This window comes from Caldithrix sp. (assembly GCF_056497305.1).
This window is the reverse complement of record NZ_JBSMDE010000068.1, coordinates 1-16167: the sequence shown is the minus strand read 5'-3', so window position 1 is coordinate 16167 and position 16167 is coordinate 1. Positions and strand designations below refer to the sequence as shown.

General features: G+C 44.5%; 11 protein-coding genes. All 11 read right to left on the bottom strand.

Features of this window, described 5'->3' with window-relative positions; genetic code table 11:
- A partial coding sequence (locus ACWB0I_RS05805; protein ID WP_479387098.1) for a hypothetical protein occupies positions 1 to 215 on the bottom strand: 215 nt, incomplete at its 3' end.
- 34 nt (positions 216 to 249) lie between these two features.
- Positions 250 to 3126 carry a DUF1156 domain-containing protein gene (locus ACWB0I_RS05800; protein WP_479387097.1) on the bottom strand — a complete coding sequence of 959 codons (2877 nt, stop codon included), beginning with the start codon at positions 3124 to 3126 and terminating at the stop codon, positions 250 to 252.
- Positions 3123 to 3743 carry a methylation-associated defense system protein MAD4 gene (mads4, locus tag ACWB0I_RS05795; protein WP_479387096.1) on the bottom strand — a complete coding sequence of 207 codons (621 nt, stop codon included), beginning with the start codon at positions 3741 to 3743 and terminating at the stop codon, positions 3123 to 3125. Before mads4 ends, ACWB0I_RS05800 begins: the two co-directional genes overlap by 4 nt.
- The gene (mads3, locus tag ACWB0I_RS05790) at positions 3743 to 4993 is read right to left on the bottom strand and encodes a methylation-associated defense system AAA family ATPase MAD3 (protein ID WP_479387095.1); all 1251 of its coding nucleotides are present in this window, start codon (positions 4991 to 4993) and stop codon (positions 3743 to 3745) included. Before mads3 ends, mads4 begins: the two co-directional genes overlap by 1 nt.
- Before the next feature lie 62 nt (positions 4994 to 5055).
- Positions 5056 to 5187: a hypothetical protein gene (locus ACWB0I_RS05785; RefSeq protein ID WP_479387094.1), complete on the bottom strand. Its 132-nt coding sequence runs from the start codon at positions 5185 to 5187 to the stop codon at positions 5056 to 5058.
- A gap of 11 nt (positions 5188 to 5198) precedes the next feature.
- Positions 5199 to 8564: a helicase-related protein gene (locus ACWB0I_RS05780; RefSeq protein WP_479387093.1), complete on the bottom strand. Its 3366-nt coding sequence runs from the start codon at positions 8562 to 8564 to the stop codon at positions 5199 to 5201.
- A 1136-nt stretch (positions 8565 to 9700) separates the two neighbouring features.
- The gene (locus ACWB0I_RS05775) at positions 9701 to 9916 is read right to left on the bottom strand and encodes a hypothetical protein (protein ID WP_479387092.1); all 216 of its coding nucleotides are present in this window, start codon (positions 9914 to 9916) and stop codon (positions 9701 to 9703) included.
- A 66-nt stretch (positions 9917 to 9982) separates the two neighbouring features.
- Positions 9983 to 10570: a hypothetical protein gene (locus ACWB0I_RS05770; RefSeq protein WP_479387091.1), complete on the bottom strand. Its 588-nt coding sequence runs from the start codon at positions 10568 to 10570 to the stop codon at positions 9983 to 9985.
- 81 nt (positions 10571 to 10651) lie between these two features.
- The gene (locus ACWB0I_RS05765; protein ID WP_479387090.1) at positions 10652 to 12637 is read right to left on the bottom strand and encodes a glycoside hydrolase family 38 N-terminal domain-containing protein; all 1986 of its coding nucleotides are present in this window, start codon (positions 12635 to 12637) and stop codon (positions 10652 to 10654) included.
- A 71-nt stretch (positions 12638 to 12708) separates the two neighbouring features.
- A complete protein-coding gene (locus ACWB0I_RS05760; RefSeq protein ID WP_479387089.1) occupies positions 12709 to 13047 on the bottom strand; it encodes a hypothetical protein in 339 nt (112 codons plus the stop codon).
- Between the two features lie 937 nt (positions 13048 to 13984).
- Positions 13985 to 15643: an alkaline phosphatase family protein gene (locus tag ACWB0I_RS05755; protein WP_479387088.1), complete on the bottom strand. Its 1659-nt coding sequence runs from the start codon at positions 15641 to 15643 to the stop codon at positions 13985 to 13987.
- Positions 15644 to 16167: the final 524 nt, after the last annotated feature.

The window sequence follows — 16167 nt, the reverse complement described above, 5'->3', positions numbered from 1 at the left end:
ATCAAATACTTGTTCTTCGTTACTGGTGTCCTGGCATATAATTTGATCGCCAGCAGTTCATCAAAATCGCCTTCGAGAATCATATCCGGCATTTTAAGCGTTTCTATAATTTTATCCTCCTGTCCTTCCATTTCAGGATGATTTTGCAAGATATGCCGCAGTCGCTCATCGGTTATCCGAATGGGGACACGATTTTTCGAGAGTACAATTTTCATTTTACATCCTGAAGCCGATTATCCCATTGCGCAGTTAGTCAAACAATCTTTTTTGAACGCTTTCCTTTTTCATCTCTTCCTGCAGTCGATCCCGGCCGGATAAAAAGCCGTCCAGCAGTTTTTTCTCTTTGTTATCATTGGGCAAACATTCGGAGATGGCCTGCGCCACGCGGTAGAAGGCTTCGCTGCTGCCAAAACCGGACTCCTGCAGCAGTGCCACCATTTCCTGACGCCGGCTTTTGCCCCACAGCAAAAGAACCTTATGCAGGACATCGATCATTTCCGACGCATTCTTTAGCGTATCTTCATTTCTTTCCTGCGGACCGAGGAGGCGGATAAACTCCTTTTCCTTTTTTACAAAGCCGCCGCGGCTCCATTCACAGGCCAGATCAATGCCGCAACTCTGGGCCAGTTTTCGTGCCTCATCGAAGGGAGCGCGAGCGGCGCCGAACTCCCAGCGGTAGAGCACGTAAAAGCGCGTCAGGTCGGTGATTTCCCCGGCAAAGCCATTGTGCAGAATCTGACGCACTGCAAAATCGGTGACGATCTGGCGCACGTCGGCTAACAGCCGGTCGGCGCGAATGATGTTGCCCTCATTGTCCATTACCTTCTCGTATTTGCCAAACACCTCGATGGCCGAACCGATGGCAGCGATAAAAAAGTCTGAGCCGCTGATGCCCTCCTGCCAGAGCCGCTCCAGTTTTTGGCCCAGATACTGATGCAGTTCTTCTTTGATCTGATTGTAAAAGCCGGTGGGCTGGCGTTCCATTTTGCGGGCAACGATGTAGATGGACGATGCCAGCGCCGCCGTTTCTCTTGCTAATAATCTTGATTCCATTTCTGTATTGATCGGCCAGGCGCCGGTCATGATCAAGCCAGAATCGAGCAGAGAATTGATCAGCGTTTCCCAGCCTTCGGTGGATTTATGGGCATAAACGATCACGGCCATGCCGTCGGGCTTTAAAACACGGTGTATTTCCTGAAAGGATTTTTTGAGCATATCTTCAAAAAAGGCTTTGCCGTCTTCCCAGCCACCGGGACCGTTGGAATAAGCCACGATTTCATTCTTCTTGGGCGTCAGGGGGGTGGAAAATAGTTCCGGATAGGCGGCTCCCAACGAACGCTTGAGCCAGACATAAAAGAAATCGGACAGATAGGAATAGGGCACGTTGTCGTAATAGGGCGGATCGGTAAAAACAGCGTCGAAGAAAGAATCCTTGAATCCCAATAATGTTGACGAAAATTGTGAAATAGAAGAGCATATTTTATCAGTTTTTGAACAATGATTTATAACTTTAAAATAATATTCAGAACCAGCCTTAAAACTTCCTGATGAATTACTAAATGAGTTAACTTCCACATAATCCCACATCATTGGTAAAGCTTGTCTTGCAAAAAGTTGTTTTATTGCCTCAGAAGTATTTTCCCATCGTGCAAGAACATTTCCAAACGCTGCAGTCATATCTAAGGTTAAAGCTAAATAGTTTCCCACCGCTTTGGCATATTCCGCTTCTACACCGGCTTCCTGCATCTTCTCCTGCGCCTGCCTTACCTTCTCCACAAAGGTAATCAAGGCCAGCTTCTGCCGGGCATTGAACAAATCGCCCCATGTTTTTATATCGTAATTCAAAACACGATTCGTTCCCCCCATTGTATTTGAAGGTGTTTTTGGTATTTCCTCATCGGGCACCGGGTCCATGCCCCATTCCTGCATCAGCTTTTCACGTTTTTCCTGCAGATAGGCTTCTGCCTGGCGGTAGATTTCCATATCTTTTTCCGTGGCAAGGCGGTAGCGCTTGCCGCTGGTTCGCGGTTTATGGGTCACCACGGCTATCATGCGCTGGCCGGCGGGCGGACGGCCGTCCGCCCCTACGGTGCAAAACAAACGGCGGGTGTCTTTGGCCGCAATGGTATTACCGCACACCGGGCAGGTGGCCACGGCGCGGGCCACCGTGCCTCTGGAAGGGTCGAAATCTGCGGGCATTTCTTCATAGCCATCGCCTACGATTTTAAATTGTACGCCGTTCGCCCCAACAAACGGAAACAGCGCCACCTTTTTATTCTTTTTCTTCGCCAGCCAGAACTGGCGCATCAGGGGAATTTCCGCTCCGCAGGCGGGATTCTGGCAGGGAATGGTGCGCGCCCAGATGTAGCCCACCGGAATACTACCGTCTTCTTCTTCTGGATAGAATCGTCCGATTTCTTTTTTCGCCTCTTCCAGCACCCAGCTGCCCCAGTATTTTACATCCTCCACCAGGGGATTGACTAGTTCGTTTTCATCTTCATCAAACAGTCTTTTTTCTTTTGTCTTTTCTCTTTTGTCTTTTTGTAACCAGGGGCGTTGTTGAAAATACTGTTTTTTGGTGATGGGTTGACCGTATTTCTGGGGATATTCCAGGGTACATTTTTCAATCAGCACCGCCACCGGATTCAGGTCGTTGGCGTAGGTTTCGCATCCCAGGCGCAGGGCTTCCAGCGGGATGGCGCCGCCGCCGGCAAAGGGATCCAGCACGCGGGGCGGTACGCCGTTGTTGGCATCCAGAATCATCTTTCTGGCAATGTCCAGCAATTGGCTGTTGTTGGAGTTCTCCCATTTGGACAGTTCGATGATAAAATAGTGCAGCAAATCCCTGTCCTGCACCTCATCCATCAACGGGGCGTAGCCCATGCCTCTTAATACCGATTTTATGGCTTCCCGGTGGGGCGCAAAGTAGGTCTCCCAGCCGGGAATTTCGGGGGAAGGGATGAGGGCGGCAAAATTGGTGGCTCGCGAGGAGGCCAGCGGCCGCCGCGCCCACCAGATGTGCAGGGTGGAGATATGCCCGTGGCGGATATTCTTTTCTCGCGCCGATTCAATACTGACTTCTTTAACCGGAAAGGAATCTTCAATAAAGCGTTTGTGGGTGTTCATTTTTGATCTCCAATAGCAAACCAATTAACAAGAGTTTCTTTGAATTTAAGGAAAGACGGTTCCTGACATTTTCTAAAGTTAACCGTTTCCGCAATTTTTTTATAAATAGAGGAAGAACGTGGAATGCGCTTTTCTTTTAAAGCGATCTCTATCGCTTCTTTCGGGCGTTCTGGCTTGGGGTGCCCTGACTCCCAAAATCCTTTTTCTTGAATAAAAGAAACCAATGAGTGCAAATTATCCCAACCTAAATAAACAGCCAGATGCGGTGACTGCGTCCAGGCCCATATTTCCAGTTCCGGGTCGAATACAATGACTTCGATTCTCTCCCTCCATCCCATGGTTTCAGCTTTAGTTTTAATGGTAGCCGCTATTTCATCCGCGGTTTTATTTTCTTGCCCGGAGCCTTCACGATCAAGAAAAATAAGTGCCTTTTCATACTGCGATTGAAACGGTCTTAAAATGTTGGCCCCATCATTATAAACGCCTGGGTCTCTTAAAGGATGAACAAATATATCATAGGAAAATGGCCTGACCCCAAACGCTTGATGCCTTTGAAGTAGCCCTTCCATCACAAACTGGGTATTTTTATCCGCTACCAGAATAATCAAATCTTTCATTATTGTAATACTCCTGCAGCGTGCAGTGTGGCCAAATCCACGTCCTGTTTCCATTCTTTGAGCCTGGGATGGTCATCCCCTCTAACAATATCCACAGCCCCTGATTCGGTTTTGGAAAAACATAAAATATCGGCCGGTTTTGAAAGTCGCAATACAACCGGGGAATGGGTCGCTAATATCACTTGATTGTCATACACTGAAGAAAGTGATTGGATGACAGTTTCTATCGCCTGCGGATGTAAACCATTTTCAGGTTCTTCGATCATAAAAAGTTTGTCTTTAACCGGTAAATAGGCAATCAAGGTCTGTGCCAGCAAACGCAGGGTACCATCCGATAAAAGCCATGATGGAATGGATATACCGTTTTTATATCGAACAGTCAGATAAAGATGTCTATCTTCTTCTTTTTCTTTGATGTCAATCGCATCCACATCCGGCAAAGCTGATTTCACATGATCCAGCCAACGGTCAAAAATTTTGGCGTGGTTCTCTTTCAAATTCTTAACCACCTTCGCAATATTGCTGCCATCTGCCTCAAAATAAACCGGGGCATCGGGTCGGCAGGGCCAACGCATGGAAGCGCTGTTAAGCTGAATAAATTGAATGTGCTCCATCAAAATTTCTTTTATCCATAAAGAAATTGGGAACCGGTTTTCATCTTCTGGAATTCGGGCTAAAGAAGCCTTTTTAGGACCAAACCTATAAGTAATATTCCATTTTGTACTTTCGGAACGAAAAAAATCGTTCCCTTTCGGGCTCTTGGAGACGATTTTTCGCCATCCAGCCGGCGTTCGTTCTCTTTGGCGCACAATATGTTCGGGCGTTTTGGGTTCCATGGGAAATAAAGAACGTTGAATTCCTTCTTTCCTTTTTCGGGATTTGCCATTTAAATCTTTGATTAACCACAAATTTTCGTTATCTATTACAATACCTTCTTGTTCATGATAGGTTAAAGCAATTTCATATCGTGCATAACGATAAACATCGCTTTTTTCTCTGGGGACCTCAAACTCCAGAGCAAATTCGAAATAATTGCTTTCATTATTCCACACTAATTGAGAAAACTGGGAACACCTTTTCTCCACCGCCGCAGACGGGCCATTGTTTAAAACGTCTTTCAAAAAGATAAAAATATCCAGTAAAGAACTTTTTCCACTGGCATTTGGCCCTACCAGGACATTATAAGGTAATAAATTGACGTTAATATATTTAAAACCTTTATAATATAGTGATTCAATTCGTTTAATCATGTTTCCTGCCTTTTTACATTTACCAATTTCTCAGTTTTTATTCCCTTATCTGTGGTATTTTTTCACTCAATTTCTTCCCTTTTCACCAAATAGTTGGTTTTTTCGATTTCAACAAAAGCAGCTGCCGTTTCCACCGATCCACGATCGAATAATTTCTTAAACTCGATGGTTTGCGATTCTCCGCTTTGAATCATTTTTTTTACATTCAATTTTCGATAATATTTTTTTGAATCAGTTCATCCGCCGAAATTAGATAGCGCACGACTTCGACCTTTTCTTCTGCTTTCAGCGTTTCAGCCGGATTGCGAATGATGTATAGCTTTGGATCAGCAGCCGTGGGCATCACGGCGTAAAGATAGTAATCATTCTTAAAGCGCCTGGCTTTAAACCATTCATTCTGCGTTAACGCCACAGCTGCAACCTGCGAGCGAGCTTTTACCTCAATATAACGAACCGAATTCGTCTTCGGGTCTATAGAACGGATATCAAAGCCTAAATTCTGGGAAGAGACGTCTTCCGGCTTACGGCCATGGGCTCGCTCATATTCCATGGCCACCTGCATGCCAACGCGTTCCACATCCGGGTCGTTGCGCATTTCTGGATCCACTGCCGCTTCCGGGATGACTCGAATGATCCCCTTAAAGCGGGGCATACTCATGGTCAGCCGCTTTTCTTTTTCAATTTGCTCCGTTAATTCTTTTAAAGCTTTTTCATAGTTGGCTTTCCGTTCCTCTTTATTGCGAATGGCCAGATCCACATTTTCGCCTCTTTCCCTACGGTCATAGAGATTGATCAACTCCCCGTCCAGCTTCACGATTAAATATTCCAGCGACTTAAAACCATATTTCTGTTTGATGTGTGCCTGGCGCTGTCGTTCCTGGAGTAGTTCTTCTTTGTACCGTTCCAATTCTTTAATCGCAATATTTTTGGATAGGGTTTTGATTGGTTCCACATCGGCCACCTGCGCCTTTGTGCCTTTTGCTTCAGCCAGATCCCAGATGATAGCAGGCGGAACAGAAACCACCTGTGGCGCAGACAGGTCTGCAGCATTTAAGGGTACATAAAAACTGAACAATCGCTTGCCGGCCACACTGCCCGTGCCGTCTTTGATTTCCCCTTCATAAAAGATGATGTATCCATCCATCCGCCCCTCCGGATCGGTAAAGGTGGCGCCGGTTAATAGAGTATCGGTAAATTTTCCCTCGATGTAAGCCATCATGGCTTCGAACAGGGGATGACCGAAGCAGATGAATTCTGCGTCCGGATTTTTAAAGGCGATTTCTTTGTCGAAGGTTACTTTGGGATAGCGTCGGAGCAAATCACCATGGGCTTTTTTAAACTCGTCTTTATCTGCCAGGTCACGAATTTCATGGGGAATGGACTCAATAGCCAGGAAACCATCCTTGCGTTCCCGCATTTTTCCGCCGGCCTTCAAGAAGGCTTTTTTGAAAAAACTCTCCGTATATTCTGGAATCAGCCGATTTTCCTTCGCGATTTGTTCCATTTCTTTGATGCGCGTATAATCGATAAAACGCGTGGCCAGACTCTCCCCTAAATTTTCTTTTACCTGTTTGATATACCGTGCATCTACTTTAATATCTATCTCTCTCAAAATTTCATCCACGCTGCGGGCATTGGCCGCAGCTTCCATCAGCAAAGTGGACAGATTTTGATTATAAAGCACCTCGCTTAGCACGTCAAAAACTTTATCGCTCCCCAGGGCTTTGCGTATTTCATCCAATTTATCAAACAACTTGAGCAACACACGGCCCTCACGGGTATCGATGGCCACCAGATTGAAAATAAAGACCTCTTTTTGCTGCCCATACCGATGAATACGTCCCATGCGCTGCTCCAGTCGGTTAGGATTCCAGGGGATGTCATAATTGATCATGAGATGGCAGAATTGCAAATTGATGCCTTCGCCGGCAGCTTCCGTTGCAACCAAAACGTCGGTTTCGTTCTTGAAAATGCGTTCGGCCTTTATCCGCTCTTCCAATTTCATCCCGCCGTGGATGGTGTTTGTGCGGTAGCCCCAGCTGCGGATTTTCTTTTCCAGATACTCCAAGGTATCTCGGGATTCGGTAAAGACTAAAATTTTTTTATCTTTAGGATCGATAAATTTATCGGAGAGTTTTTGCAGCGATTTTTTCAATTCGTTTAGCTTCACTTCTTCTTCGTTTTGAATAATGGCTCTGGCTTTTTCGATCAATTTTTCTATGGTTTTTATTTCATTTTCCAGTTCTTGGCGATTTTCGGCAACGCTGAGGGTTTCCCAGATTTCTTCTTCACGCCAGCGCTCTTCTTCGCTCATCTCATCCACCGTATCAAAATCGAAGGTGCTATCGGTTATTCGATGATTTTCCGCAGCGCCCTTCAGGTATTCTTCCAGACGCTTTTTACGGCGTTCCAGGGACTTGAGCAAGGCATAGGTGCTGGAAGCCAGCCTGCGCTGGAGAATAACCAGAGCAAAGGCTATGTTTCTCCGTTTATCTCTGGTCAGCGCTTTGTTGTATTGGGTTTCCACATATCTGGACAACGCGTTGTAAAGTTCCACTTCATGGGGGGATGTTGTTTTCCATTGAAAGGCAGCGGTGTGAACATGCCTGGGCAGGAAAAGGGGTTTACCTTCAAAATCTTTCAAGTCTTCTTTTACGCGACGGATAAACAACGGATTGTCTTTATTTCTTATAGAGTCGGTCACCATTTCCGTTGTGGCAAAGAATCCGGGTTCCAGTAAATCCAGAAACAAGCGAAAATTCTCCGCATCGCCTTTATGCGGTGTGGCGGTTAAAAACAACAAATGCTCGCAATTTTTCGATAGGGTTTCCCCTAATTTATATCTACTGGTTTTATTTATTTTATCGCCGTATTTGTAAGCGCTCATTTTGTGGGCTTCGTCCACAATAATCAAATCGAAATGGGCGGCGGCAATGGAAGGCAGCACATCCTCGCGCTTGGCAAAGTCAATGGAAGTCACCACCTGGTTTTCCCGCATCCAGACATTTTGTCCGAAAAGGGCATCGATATATTGTCTGCCTACTGGAATGAAGATTTCCTCAAAGCGTTCTTTCATCTCCCGGCGCCACTGATCCTTCAGGTGCCCCGGCGCAACGATTAAAATACGTTTAACCAGATTGCGGATTTTTAATTCCTTTATGAGCAATCCCGCCATAATTGTTTTTCCGGCGCCAGGGTCATCGGCAATTAAAAAGCGAATACGCGGTTTTTTAAGAATGTATCCATAAACCGCCTCTATCTGATGCGGCAGTGGATCCACCTTGGAAGCGTTCATGGCAATCAGGGGATCATACATGGAAGCAAAGCGGTAGCGGATCGTCTCCAGCGCTAAAAATACTTTCCATGCTTCTTCGCTAAAACTGGCTTTAAATTGATCCAATTTAAATTGAGCGAATTCTCCTCTAGGCATCAACTGATCAACGTGCTGCCGTGATTTTGTTGTAGAGCCCACGATGCGGATATAATCGCCGGTCACTTCAATTAGATCAATTTCCACCGGCTCCGGCCAGTTGGGGGCTTGAATGATGGTGCCTTTTCGAAAATTGTTCATTTGCATCTCTGTTGGTACATTAATTTTTTGTTATTAATATAAGAAAAATTTGAAATAAAGATAACAAAAATGAAATCGTCAGAAAAAATTAGTTACCGGCATAAATAGCAGGAATGTACAAACTGTCATTTTTTCTCATTAACACACAAAAACTTTGCTGAATCACTATTTAGCGTCTGATCAAATTTCTTACTGAAATCGCCTATTATATTTTGTTCAACCACGTTTTTAATGAAGCAAAACGGTTTAAAATTCGTTCCCTTAAAAATTAACAACAGTGGAATAAAAATTTATGTTTCTTAGATGGATTACCGAAATCCTATTTCAACCGGAATCAGCCTTCGAAATTTTTTATATCACTAACATATTAAACTCCATCTAATTATTTATCATTAATCTTATGCAGCAAGTCCTGAAACCTAAATCGAATCCAGTGTACATAGCCAATCCATTAATGCCCAAATGAGCACTTTTAATTTAAAACTATGAATTATTTTGTGAAAGGGCACATTGTACCAATGTACTAAAGCTCATGGTAAGTGTCGTTCAAGATCCCGATTCATAGGGTAAAGGAATCTATTTCATCGTTTTTCGTCGTTCGTTTTCTGGAGGCAGAACTGACGATAAGGGTTATTCTTCAGCAGATATTCGCGGTTATTTATTAAACCACTTAAATATGCGTAAAGTAGTAAAAGAATTTTAACATAATGCCTGCACCAGAAATGTAAATTTACTTAACTTTTTACATGATCGTTTAATTTTGTCGACTTCATATTCAGCTCTTTTTCATTATGAAAAATATGGGTAAAAGATGAGTTTTTATTTAAAAGCTCACGCCATTTATCATTTTGACCGATGCGCGGAACGATCCTTTTTTGCCTATACAAACGTCTCGAGCTGAAGTTCGAGTTTCGCCGCGCCTACAAATGGGATGACACTGTAAGACATTCTTCTCCCAATAAATCGGCAGAAGAATGACATACCGATGTCCTTTTAACTGTACCATTCGGCTGGCCCCTGATTGGATCGAAACGCCCCCTGATTTTCGGGGACGGTACCGTCTGGCAGCGCCAGAATGATAATCCATGAACGGTTTAAAGCCTAATGCAGCACAAAAGTTTTCGCACGCTAAAACGTTAGCGTAAAGACCTATCGTTCCGTTTAATTAATAAAAAACGTGTGCCCAATGGCGGTATTTCGATTCTGTCAATTTTACGCCCTCTGACGCCCAGAACATTTGAATAAAATACTTCAAATGCCTCTGGCACTGTAAACGAAGACATCTGCCCTGCTGTCTCACGAACCATGGCCAGCACAAACTTTGAATTTTGAATGGGTTTTAACTGAATCAAAATTAGATTTTCTTTCTCCAGAAAGGATAGATTTGGAACTGGTTTTACTGTTACCGTTGCTCTACCCTAAGGCAAGACCACGGCAGCCAGAGGCACTTTATTTTCCCAGCCAAAACGACTGGCCAATGAAACTGAAGTTTGCCGGAGGGATGTCATTGAAAAATGCCATTTTAAATCCCCAGATTGACTGTCTTTAAAATTGGTGGTCCAGTAATTATTCAACATCCAGGCGTAAATGTGCGGTTTTTTGGGTCTGGCCCGATACTGGTAACGCCCAATATTAATATCTCCGAATTGCATCAAAGGACAGTCGATCGAAGAAAGTACAATTTGAAAATCCTTATTTTTAACCGATGCAAAACTTTGAACGGTATTCCAGTCTGTGGCTGTGCCCGGCAGTTGCTCAACTCCGGTTTCAATATTGGCGCCCTGAGCTTCAAAAATAATTTTTCCATTTGACACTGCAAAGGGAAAAGCCACATAAAGCGCCTCCGGTTGGTGGACAGCTTTTTTCCTCAAGGTATAAATAAAATCGATCCGTTTTTCAAAATTAAAAAGCCTGTTTTCGATTTGTATTGGAAAGCCCTGCACCGCAGCCTGTGAAGTTCCCTGAAATTTCAAACTTTCCCAGAGGGGCGTGTGCTGAACGCCCATAAGCCTAACATTCTGCAAAACCGACCGCTGCGGATTCCCAGACTGGTACAGCTCCATGGCATGCCGATTTCTTAGTCGTTCTTAGATAAAAGCTCCCAAAGACCAGGCCGCATCGAAATCGACCAGGTTGCGGCCCAGTTGCTTGTCCATCAAACGTTCAATAGCGCCTTTCTGGAGATTCATATCCAGTCGGTAAAATTCATTTTCCAGCACGGTCTTTTGTGTGGTCGGCCATGGCGATTGGCTGTTTAGACTTACCTGAAGAGTAAATTTTTTCCAGCCTAATGGCGGCAAATCATTGGTCAGAAACACCCAATAATTACCTTCGGCTCTCTGTTTTAAAATCTGCATGGGTACGACATTCCCCTGTTCATCGAGCAAACGAAATTGTTTATCAGAAGGCAGCAACTGTTTGTCAATGTAAAGGTTCGCCAATCCTGAACGTCGCCAGTTCAATGTATTAAACACATAGATGTTTGGTTTTTCTCCGCGTTCTAAAAGCGGCTGCAACAAGCCAAGCGCTTTTTGTTCCAGCAGGTAGGTTTGCCATTGCGCTTTCCAGGGAAATGAAGCTTTGATCATCCATTGATTGATCGAATTTTCGGAAAGAGGATCGCTGATGCTTTCTGCTGCGCCAAAGGTGTGTTCACACCAGAAGAGCAAATTTTCATCAATAGCCTTCAGCTGGTCGATCATGGGGTCTGGAACATGGCGATGCATAAGGCGGGCCAGGCTCAGCAATCCCTGAACCATGATCAAATCGGATTCCGTCTGGCGGGCTACAGCCGTTTCACGGGCTGCCGAACCAAATCCATCTGCCCACCAGTCTGGCCAGGCTAATTGGTATTCAGGCAACTGATTCCCATATTTTCGTTCAATGAGCTGCATAAAATCTGTAATGGTTGCCATGCAAAGTCGGGGATATTCATATTTGGCATTCCATTTTTTTACCATTTCACTGGCAAAAGTAGAAGGAGGCGAATTGTCGATAAAATAACCGCTATGTTGCATTTCGACTTCATTGTAAGGATAGCCGCTTTGCTCCAGCTTTTCCAGATAGGCAAACATATCTTTATCGACAGAATTTAAATCGCCAGCCTGATTAGCCACAAAATTAGCCACCATATAGTGATCTGCGCGGAAAGCGAGGACTTTATTCCCGGATTTCGTTTTCCACCAGAAAGGGGTTGGAAAGGGAAAAGGTTTGAGAGCGCGATGCGTGTTTTCTCCCATGGAGATGTAATGAATACCTAAATCGGCAAAATAGTCCAGCAAGGCCCAGGCAAAGCCATTTACATCGTTTTGCATCGCTGTGCGTACAGGAATTCCAAAGGATTTAATGGTTTTAATGGGTTCTAGCAAAGCAGCCAGCAAATTTTCATCGGCCAGTTCCGACATGTTAAACATCATGCCTGTTAGTTCGATGCGTCCTTCGGCGACGCGTTTTTTCAAGCGCTCGATTTGTTCGGGAGAGCGACTTAATAAATATTCGCGTATTGGCCAGCTGGCTTCACAGGTCCAGCGGAATTTAGCCGCATCAGGCAGAGAATCGGTTAAATCGCAATAGTCCAGTGCGTAATCGATGTAACGCAAATGTTCGGCTAAAATTCCCTGCTGGGGACGCGTGTAGCCAATATCCGTATGGGTATGTTGCACCAGATAAGCGGTCCATTTTCTTACCGGTTTCTGATGAAACGATCTTGAAAATTTCTGTGTGCTGGTTATTAATTCTAGTTGATGATAGGTCTTGTGCTGCACCTCTGGTAAAAGAAATTCAAATTGATTGATGCCGTAGTTGGCAGAAACAGCGCGGGTTTGATCATTAAATTTAATTTGTACCGTTTTAGCCGGCGCAAGATGGGTGTAGATGAGGTGCAATGGCTGTAGTCGCTTCCCTTTGTTTCTGATTAATGCAGGAACCATTTCGATCTGTACATCATTTATAATAGGATAGGTGTAAACCATGACCCAGGTCTGACTATTAGCTGCCTGACCGGTAATCGACAGTTCTAATTGCGGATCGCTCCATTTTGAAGCAGATGAAACGGTTAATTCCATTAAGCCCATACGCGGTCGCCATATTTGTCAACCAGCAGACCATGAAAGTCTAAACGAATTCCATGGCGCCCTTCGACCTGTCAGTTTGATTCGTTGACCGTTGAAAAAGTCAGAATGGAATCTCCATTTATTTTCGGCGTAAAAGGTTTGTTACCAAGATTGCAACCCAGTCCCGCAAGCCAGATGACCTTTATGGGGCGTGATTCTAAAAGTATCGGAATCTTCCCGCTTTGCCAGACAATTTTCATTCTACCATCGGTGGCCCTGGTAATTAAAGCATGATGGGCCAGAGGATGCGGTGAATGGTAATCTATTTCTGGACCCTCAAGGTCAGTTTGAAAACCATTAACAATAATCTGAGCCCGGAGCCCCGATACACCCATAACAATCACAATGAGAAGTATCCTTAAATTTTTCATGCTTATTCCTTTGCGCTAAATTAACCCATTATTGGCACCAAGCGGTGCGTACAATCTTTTGGTATTCCGATTTTGCTTTCTAAGGCAGCAAAGCCGCAAGCTTAAAAAAAACCGCCAAATGCACAAAGAATTAATTCTAAGGCAGCATAGCCGCAACAAAAAGTGATAGAAACTGTTTTAATCACAATTATATTTCGCGCAGATTTAGCAGATATTCGCAGAAATAATTTAAACCAATTCTTCATCACGTACTCCCTAAAACAGTATTAAAATTTTCGCATCCCGCTGTGGCGGGATTAGATCTTTTGAAGGAAGTATTCTAATGCAGCAGAGCCGCAAACAAAAGTGTGAGAAAATTTTTTATTCACAATTATTTATCTCGCAGATATCATTTAAACCCATTCTTCAACACATCCCTCCAAAAGCAGCATTAAACATTTCGCATCCCGCCGTGGAGGGACTAGATTTTTTGAAAGCAGTATTCTAAATTAAAAATTACGAATTATTTTGCGAAGGGACAAAGTATCTCCAGGCACTGAAGGCTTGTGCCTGCTGTCATTCTCATCCCGCTTTGCGGGAATGGAATGACAGGCCGATGAACAGAAACCCTTTAACTCTTACACTCTTATACACTTAACTATTCCCCTCCAACAGCGGAAGTCTTTTAACAAATTAGCCATCCCCCCCGATCTTTGGTCTGTCCAAAAAGGAGAGTTTTTGTTTTTAACCCCATCCCCCCCCGCCTCCCTTCCCTTTAAAAAAGGAAGGGGGAGATTTAATATTTGCTTTGTAAAATTTGATTTCTAAATGTTCATTTACTCAAACGTTTGGGATTGCCCTGTAATTAGGCAGCTTAAAAATTTTCGCATCCCGCAAAACGGGATTAATGTTTTTAAGGAAGTATTTTAAAGTTGCAGTTATTGCCTGACAAAGCTGTTTATTTATTATGCTCTACATCAATCAAAATTTCATCGATAAATAACCAGGCCTTACCGCCGGCTCCTGGATGGCCAGGCGGACAGCGCCCCATGTTTTTAGCCTTGATTTTCACATAGCGCACAGGACTGCCGAACAATTCAAAAGTAATGGTTTTAATCGCCTTTCCCGGGGCCTCTGCAATTTGTTTGGCCGTTTTGTTCATGGGAGCCTGCCAAACGTTATTTTGATCTGCGACCTGCAAAATAATCTGCCTGGGAGTAAAAATCCAGACGTCTTCATTTTTTAAAAAGCGTAAGGAAATACACTGTAAAGGTACTGCCTTGCCCAGATCCATCCAGCAGTCCAGATCATCTTGTTCAAATCCCAGCCAGGCCGGATGCCTGTAATCAGGGGTCGCTAATTGACGATCGACCAGTGAAAAGGGCCCTTTGGCCGGATATTTAGGCGATGGCGGATTGCTTAATTTTATTTGTTTAACCTCTTTAACCCGTTTGAAATCTATGCTTACTATTTCGCTGCGATTATCGCCTTTAAAACTGGCCGCTTTGATCATTACCGACCGGTCTAATAGAATGGGCGCTTCATAGCGGGGCGCATCCTTTTGCGGGAGATGACCATCCAGCGTGTAGCGAATAATAGCTTGCGGATCTTTACATTGCAGGGTTAGTGTTTGAGATTGGGTGTACAGCCCGCTTTGCAAACTGGCCTTTGGCTTAGGCACATAGCTATGTCGATTAGCTGCGGAAAAAGGCATTTGCCGGAAAGCGCCTAAAACTGGGCGCCCGATCCAGCATGCCGGCTGTGGCACGTTGAACAAAAAGGCAATGGTGGGCGCGGTATCAAAAGTATTGAGCGGCTGTTCCAGTAAGCGATCGGCAATGATGCCAGGACCACGAATCAGCCAGGGTACCTGAATTTCAGCCATGCTCTCGCCGCCGTGCCCATGTCCTACACCACCATGATCAGAAATAACTATGATGTGCGTTTCCTGGTACATGCCAGCCTTTTTTAAAGCCTGCATTAACCGACCAATTTGCGCATCAACATCGGTAATCGACTGATAATACTCTGGCGAACCGTGACCGGCCTGATGCCCGACCTCATCAACATGGCCGACGTAAATAAAGGCAAAATCGGGTTTTTCCCTGACGATGTACGGAATGGCCTGTTGATAGGTGTCTTTAAAATCTCTGGTAACCACAATGGAATCCAGCCAGCGATGGTTAAACAGATCCCCCAGGGCTGGCCAATCGTAAAAAGCAGCGATTTTCATCTGAGGTCGTTGTTTTTTCAGAATTTCGAAAATAGAAGGAAAGTAGCCCTGCGAATCAGAAACAGTAGGTTCAATGGTATGAAAATTGATTGTCCAGCCATTTTTTGTAATACCGTGCTGTTCGGGGCCTGCGCCCAGCAACATGGAGCCCCAGTTTGGTGCGCTGACTGTAGGCATAACACCCCGTGCTTTTATGGACAGCGCTCCTTCGCGGATTAAGCGATCCAGATTGGGCGTTTGGGCAACCTGCAGACCATCGGTGCTCAAGGCATCGATACCTAAGAGAATGACGCGTTTGGCCTTAACGGGGTAAGTACGCGTGCAGGCCGTGGATAAAACGAGACTTAAAAAGAGCAAGATCAATAAATTTTTACGTAGAATCATTTGACCTCCAAGAATCTTTAAAACCGTTTCAGTCAATATAATAAAAATCCGCTTTCAGTTCATTTTTTCTCTGTAAAAACCTTCATATTGTGTAAAAAAATTTATTGAAATGTAAGATTGGCTTACCAAATAGAGGGCTATTTGCGGCAAGAAAAACATTGTTAAACTGTCTGGCTAAGGGATTGATTGGTTAAAGAGTCTATCTCTGTGAATCAGAATTTGCACTTCGCTTCAACCGTTGGACAGACATTAAATAGAATTAATTTTGATCTGCGAAAATCTGCCCAGTCTTCGAGATACGCTATCAGACGGGGCTTTTCCCAATAATCAGGATTACCCTACCAATTTTAACAGCACGTATCTTCCCGACTTCCGGCCATCCAGGGCCTCGTCGGGATTTCGTCCTTCCAGGACTCAATAATCCCTTCGAGCAGGTTGAAAAGTCTTACACAAATCTGCAGGAAAGCAGATTTGGATGGCGAAGCCAGCCGTAGGCCGAGGCACAAGGATGTGCCGAGTCACAA